Source organism: Pseudomonas sp. So3.2b (assembly GCF_019464415.1).
Taxonomy (GTDB): Bacteria; Pseudomonadota; Gammaproteobacteria; order Pseudomonadales; family Pseudomonadaceae; genus Aquipseudomonas; species Aquipseudomonas shahriarae.
The window spans coordinates 4722367-4739547 of sequence record NZ_CP080494.1 but is presented as its reverse complement, the minus strand read 5'-3'; the positions used below and the strand labels follow the sequence as shown (position 1 = coordinate 4739547).

At 62.9% G+C, this 17181-nt stretch carries 14 protein-coding genes and 1 pseudogene; 14 read left to right on the top strand and 1 reads right to left on the bottom strand.

All coding sequences use genetic code 11. The annotated features are described in order from the left end of the window. The first annotated feature begins 51 nt into the window (after positions 1-51). The 12 genes and pseudogenes from K1X80_RS21210 to K1X80_RS21155 all read left to right on the top strand — a co-directional run bounded on the left by K1X80_RS21210 (position 52) and on the right by K1X80_RS21155 (position 11496). Positions 52-2305, top strand: a pseudogene (locus K1X80_RS21210) (DNA internalization-related competence protein ComEC/Rec2). Positions 2306-2380: 75 nt separating this feature from the next. Next, positions 2381-3016, top strand: a complete 636-nt coding sequence (locus tag K1X80_RS21205) for a MotA/TolQ/ExbB proton channel family protein (protein ID WP_029299724.1) — start codon at positions 2381-2383, stop codon at positions 3014-3016. Beyond that, a complete protein-coding gene (locus tag K1X80_RS21200) occupies positions 3013-3441 on the top strand; it encodes a biopolymer transporter ExbD (protein WP_029299722.1) in 429 nt (142 codons plus the stop codon). The genes K1X80_RS21205 and K1X80_RS21200 overlap by 4 nt, the downstream gene beginning before the upstream one ends. Further along, complete coding sequence (lpxK, locus tag K1X80_RS21195; RefSeq protein WP_169990641.1) at positions 3441-4451, top strand: tetraacyldisaccharide 4'-kinase; 1011 nt, start codon at positions 3441-3443, stop codon at positions 4449-4451. The genes K1X80_RS21200 and lpxK overlap by 1 nt, the downstream gene beginning before the upstream one ends. A 24-nt stretch (positions 4452-4475) precedes the next feature. Beyond that, positions 4476-4661 carry a Trm112 family protein gene (locus K1X80_RS21190; RefSeq protein WP_003174668.1) on the top strand — a complete coding sequence of 62 codons (186 nt, stop codon included), beginning with the start codon at positions 4476-4478 and terminating at the stop codon, positions 4659-4661. Next, entirely contained in the window at positions 4658-5422 is a 765-nt protein-coding gene (gene kdsB / locus K1X80_RS21185) for a 3-deoxy-manno-octulosonate cytidylyltransferase (RefSeq protein WP_057960406.1), read from the top strand. The genes K1X80_RS21190 and kdsB overlap by 4 nt, the downstream gene beginning before the upstream one ends. After that, complete coding sequence (locus tag K1X80_RS21180) at positions 5422-5886, top strand: low molecular weight protein-tyrosine-phosphatase (RefSeq protein ID WP_057960405.1); 465 nt, start codon at positions 5422-5424, stop codon at positions 5884-5886. Before kdsB ends, K1X80_RS21180 begins: the two co-directional genes overlap by 1 nt. Beyond that, positions 5883-6902 (top strand): UDP-N-acetylmuramate dehydrogenase, encoded by a 1020-nt coding sequence (gene murB, locus K1X80_RS21175; protein WP_200659463.1) that lies wholly within the window; start codon positions 5883-5885, stop codon positions 6900-6902. The genes K1X80_RS21180 and murB overlap by 4 nt, the downstream gene beginning before the upstream one ends. A 244-nt stretch (positions 6903-7146) precedes the next feature. Next, positions 7147-7617 (top strand): (2Fe-2S)-binding protein, encoded by a 471-nt coding sequence (locus K1X80_RS21170; RefSeq protein ID WP_057960403.1) that lies wholly within the window; start codon positions 7147-7149, stop codon positions 7615-7617. Beyond that, on the top strand, positions 7614-9935 hold the full coding sequence (locus tag K1X80_RS21165) for a xanthine dehydrogenase family protein molybdopterin-binding subunit (RefSeq protein WP_220172506.1): 2322 nt from the start codon (positions 7614-7616) through the stop codon (positions 9933-9935). The genes K1X80_RS21170 and K1X80_RS21165 overlap by 4 nt, the downstream gene beginning before the upstream one ends. Next, entirely contained in the window at positions 9935-10921 is a 987-nt protein-coding gene (locus K1X80_RS21160) for an XdhC family protein (protein WP_057960401.1), read from the top strand. Before K1X80_RS21165 ends, K1X80_RS21160 begins: the two co-directional genes overlap by 1 nt. Further along, positions 10918-11496 carry an NTP transferase domain-containing protein gene (locus K1X80_RS21155; RefSeq protein WP_178118177.1) on the top strand — a complete coding sequence of 193 codons (579 nt, stop codon included), beginning with the start codon at positions 10918-10920 and terminating at the stop codon, positions 11494-11496. The genes K1X80_RS21160 and K1X80_RS21155 overlap by 4 nt, the downstream gene beginning before the upstream one ends. A 137-nt stretch (positions 11497-11633) precedes the next feature. On the opposite strand, the gene rne is transcribed toward K1X80_RS21155, so the two are convergent. Then, entirely contained in the window at positions 11634-14864 is a 3231-nt protein-coding gene (rne, locus tag K1X80_RS21150; protein WP_169960816.1) for a ribonuclease E, read from the bottom strand. 701 nt (positions 14865-15565) lie between these two features. Between rne and rluC the strand changes: the two genes are divergently transcribed. Together rluC and K1X80_RS21140 are read left to right on the top strand one after the other, a co-directional pair. After that, complete coding sequence (gene rluC / locus K1X80_RS21145; protein ID WP_005790558.1) at positions 15566-16525, top strand: 23S rRNA pseudouridine(955/2504/2580) synthase RluC; 960 nt, start codon at positions 15566-15568, stop codon at positions 16523-16525. Then, positions 16512-17174 (top strand): HAD-IIIA family hydrolase, encoded by a 663-nt coding sequence (locus K1X80_RS21140; protein WP_057439607.1) that lies wholly within the window; start codon positions 16512-16514, stop codon positions 17172-17174. Before rluC ends, K1X80_RS21140 begins: the two co-directional genes overlap by 14 nt. Positions 17175-17181: the final 7 nt, after the last annotated feature.

Here is a 17181-nt window from a genome sequence, read left to right as displayed (position 1 = left end):
GCCCTGAACCACTCGGCTAACACTCAATGGGTCACTCTCAAGGAATGATCCATGCGTACAGGGATGTTTGCGCTGGCGTTAGGGCTGCTGGCGTTGCGCCTGCTGCCCGTCTTGCCGCCGGTCGGTTGGTTGCTGGTGTTGCCGGTGGTGGCGTTGATGCTACTGCCGTTTCGTACTTATCCGCTGGCGTTTTTCCTGTTGGGCCTGGCGTGGGTCTGTTTCAGCGCGCAACGGGCGCTCGACGACCGGCTCGTACCTGCGCTGGACGGCCAGACCCGCTGGCTGGAAGGGCGCGTCAGCGGGCTGCCGCAGCAGAGTGGTGGGGTGGTGCGCTTCGAACTGAGCGACAGCCGGTCACGCCAGGACCGGCTACCCCAGCGCATCCGTGTGAGCTGGCAGGGCGGCCCGCCCGTGCGCAGTGGTGAGCGCTGGCGTTTGGCCGTGACCCTCAAGCGACCCTCCGGCCTGTTGAATTTCCAGGGCTTCGATCAAGAGGCCTGGCTGTTGGCCCAGCGTGTGGGGGCGACGGGGTCGGTCAAGGATGGCCAGCGCCTGGCGCCGGCCCGACATGCCTGGCGCGATGGGGTCCGCCAGCAGCTATTGGCGGTAGACGCCCGGGGGCGTGAAGCCGGGCTGGCCGCACTAGTGCTGGGCGATGGCTCCGGCTTGGCCGCCGAGGATTGGCGCATTTTGCAGGACACCGGCACCGTGCATCTATTGGTCATTTCCGGCCAGCATATCGGCCTGTTGTCGGGGTTGATCTATGCCTGGGTGGCCGGGCTGGCCCGCTACGGCTGCTGGCCCAGGCGTTTGCCCTGGCTGCCTTGGGCCTGCGGCCTGGCATTTGCCGCAGCGCTGGCCTATGGCTTGCTCGCCGGCTTTGCCGTGCCAGTGCAGCGGGCCTGTGTGATGGTGGGGCTGGTGTTGCTGTGGCGCCTGCGGTTTCGCCACCTGGGGATCTGGTGGCCACTGCTGCTGGCCCTGAATGCGGTGCTGCTCCTCGAACCCCTGGCCAGCCTGCAACCGGGTTTCTGGCTGTCATTTGCCGCCGTGGCCGTGTTGCTGCTGGCCTTTAGCGGCCGCCTGGGGCCCTGGCGGGCGTGGTGGGCCTGGACCCGTGCCCAATGGCTGATCGCGATAGGGCTGTTTCCGCTGCTACTGATCCTCGGTTTGCCGATCAGCTTGAGTGCGCCGCTGGCCAATCTGTTTGCGGTGCCGTGGATCAGCCTGTTGGTGTTGCCGCTGGCGCTGGCGGGCACGCTGTTGCTGACGGTGCCATGGCTGGGCAGTGGCCTGTTGTGGCTGGCGGGGGCGCGCTGGATTGGCTGTTCAAGGCCCTGGCCTGGCTGGCCGGGCACGTGCCCGCCTGGATGCCGGCCGAGGTGCCTGTGGGCTACTGGTTGCTCAGTCTGCTGGGCGCGGTGCTGTTATTGATGCCCAAGGGCATTCCCTTTCGCCTGCTGGGTTGGCCCCTGTTGCTGCTGGCGGTGTTCCCGCCCCGTGAGTCGATCCCGTTGGGCCAGGTGGCGGTGGAGCAACTGGATGTCGGCCAGGGCTTGTCGATCGTGTTGCGCACCCGCAACCACGTGCTGTTGTATGACGCCGGGCCACGGGTGGGGGATTTCGATCTTGGCGAGCGCGTGGTATTGCCGGCGCTGCGCAAGCTGGGGGTTGGCCAGGTGGACTTGATGCTGCTCAGCCATGCCGACGCCGATCATGCCGGTGGCGCGGCGGCGGTGGCCCGTGGGTTACCCGTCCGGCGCGTGGTGGGCGGGAAACCCAGGGGTTGCCGGCGTTCCTCGACACCCAGGCCTGCGTCAGCGGTGAGCAGTGGGAGTGGGACGGCGTGGTGTTCCAGCTGTGGCAATGGGCAGATGCCCGCAACGGTAACGCGAAGTCGTGCGTGCTGCAGGTCCAGGCCAATGGCGAGCGGTTGCTGCTGACCGGCGATATCGACCGCGAGGCCGAGCGGGCCTTGCTGGCCACGCCGCTGGCGGTCGCCACGGATTGGCTGCAAGTGCCCCATCATGGCAGTCGCAGTTCCTCGTCCTGGCCGTTTGTCCAGCAACTGGCACCCAAGGCGGTGCTGATCTCCCGTGGGCGAGGCAATGGTTTCGGTCATCCGCACCCGCAAGTGGTGGCGCGTTACCAGCATTTGCGCAGCACCCTTTATGACAGCGCCGAACAGGGCGCGGTGCGTCTGCGCCTGGGGGCTTTCGAGGCGCCGGTCATGGCACGCAGCCAGCGCCGTTTCTGGCGCGCGCCTGTCATCGACAGTTACCAAAGGCCGGTGCCTGCGACATGATGGCTGTCGGCCGGCAGGCCCTTCCTCGCCAGCCTATATGCTAAAGTGGCGCACTTTTTCGAGGGGACATTCACTGTGTGGGAATTGGTCAAATCCGGCGGCTGGATGATGTTGCCGATCATTCTGAGCTCCATCGCCGCACTCGGCATTGTTGCCGAACGCCTGTGGACCCTGCGCGCCAGCCGTGTAACCCCTGATCATCTGCTGGGGCAGGTCTGGCGCTGGATCAAGGACAAGCAACTGGACAAGGAAAAGCTCAAGGAACTGCGGGCCAATTCCCCTCTGGGCGAGATCCTCGCTGCGGGCCTGGCCAACTCCAAGCACGGTCGCGAGATCATGAAGGAGTGCATTGAAGAAGCCGCCGCCCGGGTAATCCACGAACTGGAGCGCTATATCAATGCCCTGGGCACCATCGCGGCAATGGCGCCATTGCTGGGCTTGCTTGGCACCGTGCTGGGCATGATTGATATCTTCAGTGCCTTCACCGGGTCCGGCATGACCACCAACGCCTCGGTATTGGCCGGGGGTATTTCCAAGGCCCTGATCACCACGGCGGCGGGCCTGATGGTGGGGATCCCAGCGGTGTTTTTCCACCGATTCCTGCAACGCCGCATCGACGAGCTGGTGGTGGGCATGGAGCAGGAAGCAATCAAGCTGGTGGAAGTGGTCCAGGGCGACCGTGATGTCGACCTGGTCGAGGGCAAAGCGTGAAATTTCGCCGCAAGCCCCGGGAAACGGTCGATATCAACCTGGCGTCGTTGATTGATGTGGTGTTCATCCTGCTGTTGTTTTTTGTCGTCACCACCACCTTTACCCGGGAAACCCAACTACGGGTCGAACTGCCGGAAGCCGTCAGCGGCTCGCCGGCCGAAGACCAGCAGCTCAAGCAACTGGAGATCACCATCAGCGCCGAAGGGGTGTTTTCGGTGAACAACCAGTTACTCGAGAAAAACGACGTGGCCAGCGTGATGGATGCGCTGCAGAAGGAGTCCGGCGGTGATACGCAAATGCCGCTGTCCATCAGCGCCGATGGCAAGACCCCGCACCAGGCTGTGATCACCGCGATGGATGCAGCCGGCAAGCTCGGTTTCAGCCATTTGCGCATGACCACCGTCGAGGCGGCGGGGCAACCCTGATGGCCTTGTCCGATCGTTTGCTCAAGGCCTGGTATGACGGCCACCCGGCGCTCAAGCTCCTGCAACCACTGGAGGCACTCTATCGCCGGGTGGTCAGGCGCAAGCGCGAGCGGTTCCTGGCGGGTGAGGGCACGATCTACCAAGCGCCGGTGCCTATAGTAGTGGTCGGCAATATCACTGTGGGTGGCACCGGCAAGACGCCGTTGATCCTGTGGTTGATCGAGCATTGCCAGCGCAGTGGCCTGCGGGTCGGTGTGGTCAGCCGTGGCTACGGGGCCAAGCCTGCGCAGTTGCCATGGCGGGTGCAGGCCAGCGACAGCGCGCAAGTGGCCGGCGACGAGCCCTTGTTGATCGTGCAGCGCAGCGGCGTCCCGCTGATGATCGACCCCGATCGCAGCCGGGCGGTGCAGGCGCTGTTGGCCAGTGAGCCCCTGGACCTGATCCTGTCCGACGATGGCTTGCAGCATTACCGTCTGGCCCGTGACCTTGAGTTGGTGCTGATCGACAACGCCCGTGGCCTGGGCAATCGCCGCTGCCTGCCTGCCGGGCCGTTGCGCGAGCCGGCCGAGCGCCTGCGCAGCGTCGATGCCCTGCTATATAACGGCGCCGGAGCTGATCGCGAGGATGGCTTTGCTTTCCGTCTGCTGCCGACCACGTTGGTCAACCTGCTGACCGGCGAGCGGCGGCCGCTGGACCATTTTCCCGTGGGGCAACGGGTGCATGCGGTCGCGGGCATCGGCAACCCGCAACGTTTCTTCAATACCCTCGAAACGCTACACTGGCTGCCGATACCCCATGCGTTTGCCGACCATGCGCCCTACAGCGCCGAGGTCCTGAATTTTACGCCGTCACTGCCGCTGGTCATGACCGAAAAGGACGCGGTGAAGTGCCGCGCCTTTGCCCAGGCACACTGGTGGTACCTTGCAGTCGATGCCGCACCGTCACCGGCGTTTATCGCCTGGTTCGACACGCAACTGATGCGTCTGCTGCCCGCTCGACTTTTGCCTTAAAACGTTTTTATCCAGGAAACCCCCATGGACACCAAACTGCTCGATATCCTCGCTTGCCCGATCTGCAAAGGCCCGCTCAAGCTCAGTGCCGACAAGACCGAGCTGATCAGCAAGGGCGCCGGCCTGGCGTACCCGATCCGCGACGGCATCCCGGTGATGCTGGAAAGCGAAGCCCGCACCCTGACGACCGACGAGCGCCTGGATAAATGACCACTGCCTTCACTGTTGTCATCCCCGCGCGCTACGCCTCCACCCGCCTGCCCGGCAAACCGCTGCAGATGATCGGCGCCAAGCCGATGATCCAGCTGGTCTGGGAGCAGGCCTGCAAAAGCAGCGCCCAACGCGTAGTGGTGGCCACTGATGATCTGCGGATCATCGAGGCCTGCAAGGGTTTTGGCGCCGAAGCGGTACTGACCCGTGAAGATCACAACTCCGGCACCGACCGCCTGGCCGAAGTGGCCACGCACCTGGGCCTGGCGCCGGACGCCATCGTGGTCAATGTGCAAGGCGACGAGCCGTTGATCCCGCCGTGTGTCATCGACCAGGTCGCGGCCAACCTGGCCGCCCACGCCGAAGCGCGCATGGCGACCCTGGCCGAGCCTATCGAAGACCTCGAGACCCTGTTCAACCCGAACGTGGTCAAGGTGGTCAGCGACATCAATGGCCTGGCCCTGACCTTCAGCCGTTCGACCCTGCCCTGGGCACGTGACGAATTCGCCAAACAGCGTGATGTGTTGCCGGCGGGCGTGCCGTATCGCCGCCATATCGGCATTTACGCCTACCGCGCCGGCTTCCTGCATGACTTCGTCACCTGGGGCCCGTGCTGGCTGGAAAACACCGAGGCCCTGGAGCAATTGCGGGCCCTGTGGCACGGCGTGCGCATTCATGTCGATGATGCGATAGAAGCGCCGCCGGCCGGTGTCGATACGCCGGAAGACCTCGAGCGCGTGCGTCGGTTGCTGGGGGCTTGATGGAAGTCCTGTTTGTCTGCCTGGGCAATATCTGCCGCTCGCCCACCGCCGAGGGCGTGCTGCGCCACAAACTGCGGGCCGCCGGGTTGGCGGACCAGGTCGAGGTGGCGTCTGCCGGTACCGGTGAATGGCATATCGGCAAGGCCCCGGACAAGCGCAGCCAGCAAGCAGCGCTGCGTCGTGGCTACGACTTGTCGGCCCAGCGCGCTCAGCAGGTGTCGCGCGCCGACTTTGCGCGCTACGAACTGATTCTGGCGATGGACCAGAGCAACCTGCGCAACCTCAAGGCCATGCAACCGGCCCAGGGCAAGGCCGAGCTGGACCTGTTCCTGCGCCGCTACGATGGGGCGGTGGATGAAGTGCCGGATCCGTACTACGACGGCGAGCAAGGTTTCGAGCAGGTCCTGGACCTGATCGAGGCCGCTTGTGATTTGCTGGTGATCGAATTGAAGGGGCGGTTATGAGTCTGGATGTGCAGCCCCAGGTTTCCCTGAAGGCCTTTAACAGTTTTGGCATTGATGTGCGTGCGCAATGGTTCGCCGAAGCCCATAGCGACGCCGATGTGCGCGAGGGCCTGGCCTATGCGGCCGCACAGCAGTTGCCGTTGCTGGTGATCGGGGGCGGCAGCAACCTGCTGCTGACCCAGGATATCCCGGGGTTGGTGTTGCGCATGGCAACCCAGGGGATCCGAGTACTGCACGACGACGGCCAGCAGGTGGTGGTGGAAGCCGAGGCGGGCGAGGCCTGGCATCCGTTTGTGCTATGGACCCTTGCACAAGGGTTCTCTGGCCTGGAAAACCTCAGCCTGATTCCCGGCACTGTCGGGGCGGCACCGATGCAGAACATTGGCGCCTACGGTGTCGAGATCAAGGATGTCTTCGCCGGGCTGACCGCCCTCGACCGCCAGACGGGCGAGTTGCGGGATTTCAGCCTGGAGGAATGCAACTTCGCCTACCGCGACAGCCTGTTCAAGCACGAAGTGGGGCGCTGGCTGATCCTGCGGGTGCGTTTTGCCCTGAACCGCGTCGCACACCTGAAACTCGGCTATGGCCCGGTGCAGCAGCGCCTGGCGGAGCAGGGCATTGCCCAGGCGACCCCGAGCGATGTCAGTCGGGCCATTTGCAGTATCCGCAGTGAAAAGCTGCCCGATCCTGCGGTCTTGGGCAACGCCGGCAGTTTCTTCAAGAACCCACTGGTCTCCCAGGAGCTGGCGGCGCAGTTGCAGCTGCAATATCCCGATCTGGTGGCCTATCCCCAGGCCGATGGGCAAGTGAAGCTGGCGGCCGGCTGGTTGATTGAAAAGGCCGGCTGGAAGGGCTTTCGCGAGGGTGATGCCGGCGTGCATCGCTTGCAGGCGCTGGTGCTGGTCAATTATGGCGCGGCCACCGGCCTGGATATTTCCAGCCTGGCCCAGCGCATCCAGCGCGATATCGCCGAGCGCTTCAAGGTCGACCTGGAAATGGAGCCCAATCGTTATTGAGCTACGCTTCTAGCGTGTTGAACCAAGCCCTGCATTGCAGGGCTTTTTTGTTAATGCTGGGTTAACTTAGCAGGCTAACGATGCCTGTTTATTGTTCGATAGACCCTGTTTATCAAAGGCCCGGTGAAGACCTGTCTTCACAAGAGAGCCCGATTAGCCTGAGCCATCTGCGTGTACCGACTCCGCTCCCTTGAAAGCGGCAGATAGCTCGACCCCATAATCCAATCACTATGCGGGCGTGCCCATGATTACTCTGAAACTCAACGGTCAAGATCATCCACTGGATGCCACCGAGGATATGCCTCTGCTGTGGGCGATCCGCGATGTAGCGGGTTACAACGGCACCAAGTTCGGTTGCGGCATGGGGCTGTGTGGCGCCTGCACCATCCATATCGACGGTGCGCCGGCGCGCAGTTGCATCACGCCCATCGGCTCGGTCAAAGGGCAGAACGTCAGCACTATCGACAACCTGCATAACGACCCGATTGGCCAGGTGGTGCAGCAGGCGTGGCTGGATACGGCGGTGGCGCAATGCGGTTACTGCCAGGGCGGGCAGATCATGTCGGCCACGGCCTTGCTGAAAACCAACCCCAACCCCAGCGATGCACAGATTGAAGAAGCCATGGTCGGCAATATCTGCCGCTGCGGCACCTATAACCGCATCAAGACGGCGATCCGCCAGGCCGCGACTCAGTTGCAGGGGGCCAAGGCATGAGCCAGTTACCGAGCAATTTCGCCCTGAGCAACCTTAGCCGGCGCGGTTTCCTCAAGGGCGTCGGCGCGACCGGCGCCCTGGTGGTGGCTGCCAGTTGGGGCTTGCCCCAGGCCTTTGCCGACGAAGTGAAGCAATACGGCGGGGCCGCGATGCCCAATGGCCTGGTCGATGATCCCAAGGTCTATGTCAGCATCGCCACCGATGGCACCGTCACCGTGATCTGCAACCGCTCGGAGATGGGCCAGGGCGTGCGCACCAGCCTGACCATGGTGGTGGCCGATGAACTGGAGGCCGATTGGGCGCTGGTGAAGGTTGCGCAGGCGCCGGGTGACGAAGCGCGTTTTGGCAACCAGGATACCGACGGTTCGCGCAGCATGCGCCATTGGTTCGAACCGATGCGCCGGTGCGGCGCCGCCGTGCGAACCATGCTGGAACAGGCCGCTGCCGAGCAGTGGAAAGTCCCGCTGGGCGAATGCCGTGCACAGTTGCATAAAGTCATTCACCAGCCCAGCGGCCGCGAACTGGGCTATGGCGCCCTGGCCGCTGCCGCCAGCGCGTTGGCAGTGCCGGCGCGCGACAGCCTGCGGCTCAAGCAGCCCTCGGAGTTTCGCTATATCGGCAAGGAAGCCACCAAGGCCATCGACGGTGCCGATATCGTCAACGGCCGGGCGGTGTACGGCGCCGATGTGCATTTTGACGGCATGCTGTTCGCGACCATTGCGCGGCCCAAGGTATACGGCGGCAAGGTCAAGTCGTTCGATGCCAGCGCGGCGCTGAAAGTCCCCGGGGTGATCAAGGTCCTGCAAATCGAAAGCCGACCCATACCCTCGGAATTCCAGCCATTGGGTGGTGTGGCGGTGGTTGCTAGCAATACCTGGGCGGCGATCAAGGGCCGTGAGGCGTTGCAGATTGTCTGGGACGACGGCGCGAATGCTGGCTACAACTCCATCGACTATCGCAAGACCCTGGAGGCCGCGGCGCTCCAGCCCGGCAAAGTGGTGCGCAATACCGGCAGTATCGAGCAGGCCCTGAACGATGCCGACAGCACCCTCGAAGCCACGTATTACTTGCCACACCTGGCGCAGTCGCCGATGGAGCCGATGGTGGCCGTAGCCCGTTATCAAGACGGGCGATGCGAGGCCTGGGCTCCGAGCCAGGCGCCGCAGGTCACGCGGGAACGGGTGGCCGAGCGCCTGGGCTTGCCCTTCGATAACGTCACGATCCACGTCACCCTGTTGGGCGGCGGCTTTGGGCGCAAGTCGAAACCGGACTTCATCATCGAAGCTGCGCTGCTGGCCAAGGAATTCCCCGGCAAGGCCGTACGCGTGCAGTGGACCCGTGAAGACGATATTCATAACTCCTATTTCCATACCGTCTCCGCCGAGTACCTCAAGGCCGGCCTGAACAAGGACGGCCTGCCCTCTGGCTGGCTGCACCGCACCGTGGCACCCAGCATCACTGCGCTGTTTGCGCCGGGAATGAACCACGAGGCGGCGTTCGAGTTGGGCATGGGCTTTACCAACATGGCCTACGCCATTCCCAATGTGCGCCTGGAAAACCCCGAAGCGGCTGCCCACACCCGCGTGGGTTGGTACCGTTCGGTGTCGAACATCCCCCATGGGTTTGCCATTCAGAGCTTTGTCGATGAACTGGCCCATAAGGCCGGCCAGGATCCGCTGAAATATCAACTCAAGCTGCTGGGCCCGGATCGTCAGATTGATCCGCGAACCTTGAGTGAAGAGTGGAACTACGGCGAGTCCCCCGAGCGTTATCCGATTGATACCGCGCGCATGCGCGGCGTGCTGGAAACCGCCGCCAAGGCCGCCGGCTGGGGGCGCATGCTGCCCAAGGGGCGCGGCCTGGGGCTGGCGGTGCACTACAGCTTTGTGACCTATGTGGCGGCGGTGATCGAGGTGGAGGTCAAGGATGATGGCACGCTGATCGTGCATAAGGCTGATATTGCGGTGGACTGCGGGCCGCAGATCAACCCGGAGCGCATCCGTTCACAGTTCGAGGGCGCCTGCGTCATGGGCTTGGGCAATGCGGTCCTGGGAGAAATCAGCTTCAAGGATGGCAAGGTCCAGCAGGACAACTTCCATATGTATGAAGTGGCGCGCATGTCCCTGGCCCCCCGGGAAATCGCCATACATTTGGTCACGCCAGAAGGAGAGGTGCCCCTGGGTGGCGTCGGTGAGCCGGGCGTGCCACCGATTGCGCCAGCGCTGTGCAACGCGATATTTGCCGCCACCGGCAAGCGTATCCGCAGCTTGCCCGTGCGTTATCAACTGCAGGGCTGGCAACAGGCGGCGAAAGCCTGATGGACAGCGTGGATCTGAACGTCCTGCGCAGCGTGCTGGAGTGGCGCCGCGCGGGGCAGCGGGTGGTGCTGTACAGCGTGGTCCAGACTTGGGGTAGCGCGCCACGGCCGCCGGGGGCGATGCTGGCCCTGCGCGGCGATGGGGTGGTGATCGGCTCGGTTTCCGGTGGCTGCATTGAAGATGACCTGATCGCTCGGCTTTACGATGGTCGCTTGCCTGACGAAGGGCCGCCGGTGCAACTGGTGACCTATGGCGTGACCCGGGATGAAGCGGCGCGCTTTGGCCTGCCCTGCGGCGGCACCTTGCGCCTGACGGAGGAGCGGGTAGGTGATCCTGCCTGGGTCGCCGAGTTGCTGGCGCGTTGTGAGGCCCATGAAATAGTGGCCCGGGAGTTGGACTTGGCGACGGGCACCGTGCGTCTGAGCGCGGCGAGCCAGTCCGACATTGTCAGTTTTGATGGTGAGCGCTTGCGGGCCATCTACGGCCCGCGCTGGCGCCTGTTACTGATCGGTGCGGGGCAGCTGTCGCGCTATGTGGCAGAAATGGCGCGGCTGTTGGATTTTGAAGTGCTGATCTGCGATCCACGCCAGGAGTTTGTCCATGGCTGGGAAGAACAACACGGGCGCTTTGTGCCGGGAATGCCCGATGAGGCCGTGCTCAATATCCAGACGGACGAGCGCACGGCCATTGTGGCCCTGACCCACGATCCGCGCCTGGACGACATGGCGCTGCTGACCGCGTTGAACTCCCGAGCGTTCTACATTGGTGCCCTGGGCTCGCGGGCCAATAGCCGCAAGCGTCGGGAGAACCTGGCGGTGTTGGGGCTGGGAGCCGAGGCGATTGCGCGGCTGCATGGTCCGATCGGTCTTCATATCGGCAGCCATACGCCGGCAGAGATTGCCTTGTCGCTGATGGCACACATCGTCGCGATCAAGAACGGTGTGGAACTGTTGCAAGCAAAACCGGTGCGGGAGGCGGTCAGTTGACGAGCGCCATTACCGCCATCGTCCTGGCGGCGGGGCAGGGCAGCCGCTTCCGCGCGCAAACCGGCCAAGACAAACTGCTGGCCCCTTGTAGGGGGCGAGATGGAGTGACACGGCCGGTCTTCGAGCAGGTGTTGGTCAATTTACCGGCCAGTATCACCCGGCGCTGGGTCATCACCGCGCCTGCGCGCAGCGAGGTCATTCGCCTGGCCAGGGCATACGGTTGCGAAGTGCTGCTTGTGGATTCGTCGGGCATGGGCGACAGCATTGCGGCTGCCGTGGCCGCCAGTGGCCCGGCGGCGGGTTGGCTGGTGGTGTTGGGGGATATGCCGTTTATCCAGGCGGCGAGTATTGAGCGGGTGATAGAGCGAGTGGAGGGTGTCAGTGTGCCGGTGCATGCCGGTCAGCAGGGCCATCCTGTTGCGTTTGGCCCTGAATTGGGGCCGGCCTTGATGGGGTTGACTGGGGATCGTGGGGCCAGGGCGGTGTTTGCCCTGGCTGAGGTGCGGGAAGTGCAGGTGGATGATCCTGGGGTGTTGTGGGATGTGGACGTGCCGCAATCACTGGAATTCAGGTAGGGGCTGGAAGAGCTGGTCGGGGTGTCAGGTATTTATCCGTCATCGTTAACGATCATCGCAGGCAAGCCAGCTCCCACATGTCGCATAAAAAAGCCCCGCCTGATTGCTCAGGCGGGGCTTTTTAATTGCCGTTGGAATTAAGCGAGGGGTTTAGGCTCGTGCTCTTCTTCCAGGGCTTTTGGGTTGTGCTCTACCACTTCTTCAACGGAACGCAGGTTCTCGTCGATGGTTGGGGCAGTGTGCTCAACTTCTGCTTCGATGGCCGGTGCTGGCGCAACCGCTTCGACGACGGCCGGGGCCGCCGCCGCTGCTGCTTCGGCTTCTTTCTGCAGACGCTCGGCTTCACGCTTGCGACGACGCACTTCACGCGGGTCGTTAGGCGCACGGCCGTTTTCGGTCAGGGCGCTGACAGGGGCTTCAACCACTGGGGCGACCACTTCGGCAACCACTGGGGTTTCCACAACCACCGGAGCAGGCTCGGCAACCACAACCGGTTCTGCAACCACCGCTGGTTCGGCGATAACCACTTCAGCAACCGGTGCTGGAGCTTCTTCTACCGGTGCCGGGGCAGGTGCTTCGGCGACGACGGCCGGCTCGGCAGTCCACTGGAAGGCGGTCTGTTCTTCGCGAACTTCACGCACTTCTGGGGTTGCTTCAGCGGCTGGCGCGTCGACAACAGCTTCGACCACAGGCTGGGGCTCAACCACGATTGCAGGTGCAGCCACTACTTCGGCTTCAGGCTGGGCTTCGCGGACCGGTGCAACTTCCACTTCTACAGCGGCAGGTGCTTCGACCACGGTGGTGGCTTCGACAACCGGTGCTTCAACTGCGGCAGTTTCCTGCACGGCAGCGGTGGCACGCTCGGCCTGCTGGTTGGCTTCGGCTTCGGCAGGAGCACTGATGACCGAGCTGGCAACTGCAGCGGTAACGGCCAGGCCAGCAGCCAGTTCGGTGCTGGTCGGTTCGTTGTTGGCGCTTTCTTCAGTGGCTTCGCCGGTCTCTTCCGAGCCTTCGATCACATTGCCGTTGGCGTCACGCTGACGCTCACGACGGTTGCTGCGGCGACGCTGGCCACGGGAGCGGCGGCGTGGACGATCGCCTTCGGCGTTGTCCTGGCCATCTTCCTGTGGCTGTTCGTCGTTGTTCAGCAGTTCTTCTTCGCTGGCTGCGGCAGCCTGCTCGGCGCGTGGTTGACGCTCTTCACGCGGTGGGCGTGGAGCGCGTTCTTCACGGGGCTGGCGGGCCGGGCGTTCTTCAGTCGCGACATCAGTTGCTACGGCGGCAACAGCTGGGGCAGCGTCCAAAGGTTCACGCAGTTCACGTACACGCTCTTCACGCTCGCCACGTGGCTTGCGATCTTCACGCGGGGCGCGAGGGGCACGCGGTGCGCGTTCTTCACGTGGTGCACGCTCTTCGCGCGGAGCACGTTCTTCACGGGCTACGGCCGGGGTTTCTTCACGGGCTTCGCGCGGCTGGCGCTCTTCACGGGGGGCGCGTTCTTCACGCGGTGCACGTTCTTCGCGAGGCTTGCGCTCTTCGTCACGGCGACCGTTGCGGTTACGGCTCTGCTGGCGACCGTTGCGACGCTCTTCGTTGCGGGCAGGGCGTTCAGCGGCTGGCTTCTCGACCACGGCTGGAGCAACAGGCTCTTCCTTGGTGGCGAACAGGCTGACCAGCGACTTCACCAGGCCCTTGAACAGGCTTGGCTCCGGCAGGACGGCAGGCGCGGCCACCGGGGCGGCGACTTCAGTCGGTACCGGTGCGTTGGCACGGGCCGGTGCGGTCTTGACCGCGGCTTCCTGGCGCACCAGGGTGCGGGTTGCGGCGGCTGGCTGGACTTCTTCGACTTCGGCAGCGGCAGCGGCGATTTCGTAGCTGGACTGGCCGCTGTGGGCTTCCGGGCTGTCATCACGCAGGCGCTGGACTTCGAAGTGCGGCGTCTCGAGGTGATCGTTCGGCAGGATCACGATACGGGCACGGGTGCGCAGTTCGATCTTGGTGATCGAGTTGCGTTTTTCGTTGAGCAGGAAAGCTGCAACCGGGATCGGCACTTGTGCGCGGACTTCGGCGGTGCGGTCTTTCAGGGCTTCTTCTTCGATCAGGCGCAGGATCGCCAGGGACAGCGATTCAACGTCACGGATGATGCCGGTGCCGTTGCAACGCGGGCAGACGATGCCGCTGCTTTCGCCCAGGGATGGACGCAGGCGCTGACGGGACATTTCCAGCAGGCCGAAGCGCGAGATACGGCCAACTTGTACGCGGGCACGGTCGGCTTCCAGGCATTCGCGGACTTTTTCTTCCACGGCGCGCTGGTTCTTGGCCGGGGTCATGTCGATGAAGTCGATCACGATCAGGCCGCCGATATCACGCAGGCGCAGTTGGCGAGCGATTTCTTCGGCTGCTTCCAGGTTGGTCTGCAACGCGGTTTCTTCGATGTCGCTGCCTTTGGTGGCGCGCGCCGAGTTGATGTCGATGGACACCAGGGCTTCGGTCGGATCGATCACGATGGAGCCGCCGGACGGCAGTTCGACCACGCGCTGGAAGGCGGTTTCGATCTGGCTTTCGATCTGGAAGCGGTTGAACAGCGGTACGCTGTCTTCGTACAGCTTGATCTTGCTGGCGTACTGCGGCATCACCTGGCGGATGAAGGTCAGGGCTTCGTCCTGGGCTTCAACGCTGTCGATCAGCACTTCGCCGATGTCCTGGCGCAGGTAGTCGCGGATGGCGCGGATGATCACGTTGCTTTCCTGATAGATCAGGAATGGCGCGGAGCGGTCCAGGGACGCTTCTTTAATAGCGGTCCACAGTTGCAGCAGGTAATCGAGGTCCCACTGCATTTCTTCGCTGCTGCGGCCAAGGCCGGCAGTGCGCACGATCAGGCCCATGTCGGCCGGAGCGATCAAGCCGTTCAGCGCTTCACGCAGTTCGTTGCGCTCTTCGCCTTCGATGCGACGGGAGATGCCGCCGGCACGCGGGTTGTTCGGCATCAGGACCAGGTAACGGCCAGCCAGGCTGATGAAGGTGGTCAGGGCGGCGCCCTTGTTGCCACGTTCTTCTTTTTCGACCTGGACGATGACTTCCTGGCCTTCGCTCAGGACGTCCTTGATGTTCACGCGGCCTTCAGGGGCTTTCTTGAAGTATTCGCGGGAGATTTCTTTGAGGGGCAGGAAGCCATGGCGCTCAGAGCCAAAATCGACAAAGGCAGCCTCAAGGCTTGGCTCGATGCGAGTAATCCGGCCTTTATAGATGTTGGCCTTCTTCTGCTCGCGTGCACCGGACTCGATGTCCAGGTCGTAGAGGCGTTGGCCATCTACCAGTGCAACACGCAACTCTTCGGGTTGAGTTGCGTTAATCAGCATTCTTTTCATGTTGTACCGTCGGTTTCCGGGCTGCCGGAAACGGCGTTCGGCACACACGACTTCTCACGGTCGGTGTCAGGTGCGTCAAGAGTGGTTGGCCACTCCAGTGTCCAGCAATACCGGCCAATTGGGCTGGTATCGCGACTTACGCGTCCTGCTTGCTGTGGTGACTTAATAAGCACTCAGTCAGGAGGAGGAATCAACCGGCGACTGTGGACGAGATGAAGCGTCTAAATATAAGCCTAGTGCTACACAGTCCGACGGTTGTGCATCTCCACCCTACACGTATCCCTGATAATTCGGGTGCTGCCGCGCGCAGAATCCGCAGCGGGTTGGCATTTACCGTGTTCTCCAATGGGGAGTTCACGCTCATGGCTAATAACAGGCGTTGTTTCCGAAGCATTCGCCGTGGTCTGGTACAAGACTGACTGCACTTTGTGAACTGGCCGTAAATATCGGCGCAAGAGACGAGTAATCACTCTGTTTCTTGCACTCGCTTCAGGCCTCATGTCACCTGCGCTTGTTACAATCTTGAGCCTTCCAGTGTGGCAAGAGCCCCGTAGGACGGCCTCGCGTCCTGATGAATTGCGATGGTCAGGGGCGGCAGTTTGCCGCGAGTCCTCTGTCCAGGCCGCTTTTGGCGGCGTTCGCGACTATAGCAGCAATGATTAAGTGCTTCAATTCCATAAAAAATTGTTATCATTCCCGACATGACGACTACCACCCCCCCGACCCCCAGCGTCCAGCTGCTTGAGGTCTCGCCGGAATATGCCGGCCAACGCATCGACAATTTTCTTCTGGCCAGGCTCAAGGGCGTGCCCAAGACCTTGATTTATCGCATTTTGCGTAAAGGCGAAGTGCGGGTGAACAAGGGCCGGATCAAGCCTGAGTACAAGCTGCAGGCGGGCGATATCGTCCGGGTGCCGCCGGTTCGCGTGCCTGAGCGTGACGAGCCTGTGCCGCTGGCCCAGGGCCTGTTGCAGCGCCTTGAAGCGTCGATTGTCTTCGAAGACAACAAGCTGATCGTGATCAACAAGCCGTGCGGCATTGCGGTGCACGGCGGTAGCGGCCTGAATTTCGGGGTGATCGAAGCCTTTCGTCAGTTGCGTCCGGATGCCAAGGAGCTGGAACTGGTCCATCGCCTGGACCGCGACACCTCCGGCCTGTTGATGATTGCCAAGAAGCGCAGCATGTTGCGTCACCTGCATACCGCCCTGCGCGGCGATGGCGTGGACAAGCGCTATATGGCCCTGGTGCGTGGCAACTGGGCGTCCTCGATCAAGAGCGTGCGGGCACCGTTGCAGAAGAGCAACCTGCGCTCCGGCGAGCGCATGGTCGAGGTAGACGAGGAGGGCAAGGAGGCGCTGACCCTGTTCAAGGTGCTGCGGCGCTTCGGTGACTTCGCAACCATGGTCGAGGCCAAGCCGGTGACCGGGCGTACCCACCAGATTCGTGTGCATACCCTGCATGCGGGTCACTGTATTGCGGGCGATACCAAGTACGGCGACGAGGGTTTCTCCAAGGAGATTCGTGACCTTGGCGGCAAACGCCTGTTCCTGCATGCCTACATGCTGACGGTGCCATTGCCCGATGGTGGCGAATTGAAATTGCAGGCCCCTGTGGATGAGATGTGGGCCAAGACCGTGGAGCGCCTGAGTGTCGCGCCCTGACTACAAGCTGCTGATTTTTGACTGGGATGGCACCCTGTGCGATTCCATTGGTCGGATTGTCGAGTCCATGCACGTGGCCTCGACCCGTTCCGGCTTCGAGCTGTGCAGTGATCTGGCGGTCAAGGGCATTATTGGCCTGGGATTGCCCGAAGCCATTCGCACCTTGTACCCGCAGATCGCTGACAGTGAGTTGGTAGCGTTTCGCGAGCATTACGCCGATCACTACATTGCCCTGGAGTCCGAGCCTTCGCCTTTGTTTGAAGGGGTGGTGCAGTCGTTGGCGGCATTGCGTGAGCAGGGCTATCACCTGGCCGTGGCCACCGGCAAAGCCCGGCGTGGCCTGGATCGGGTGCTCAAGGCCAATGGTTGGGAGGACTATTTCGACGTCACCCGCGCTGCCGATGAAACCGCGAGCAAGCCCCATCCATTGATGCTGGAGCAGATCATGGCCCATTGCGGCGTGTCTGCCCGTGAGTCGTTGATGGTCGGCGATGCTTCGTTCGATCTGTTGATGGCGCGCAATGCCGGCATGGACAGTGTCGCCGTCAGCTACGGCGCCCAGTCCCCCGAAGCCTTGCAGGCTTACGAGCCGCGACTGACGATTGATCGGTTTTCGCAATTGCACGCCTGGCTCAACCAGGCCCATTAAGTTTTTG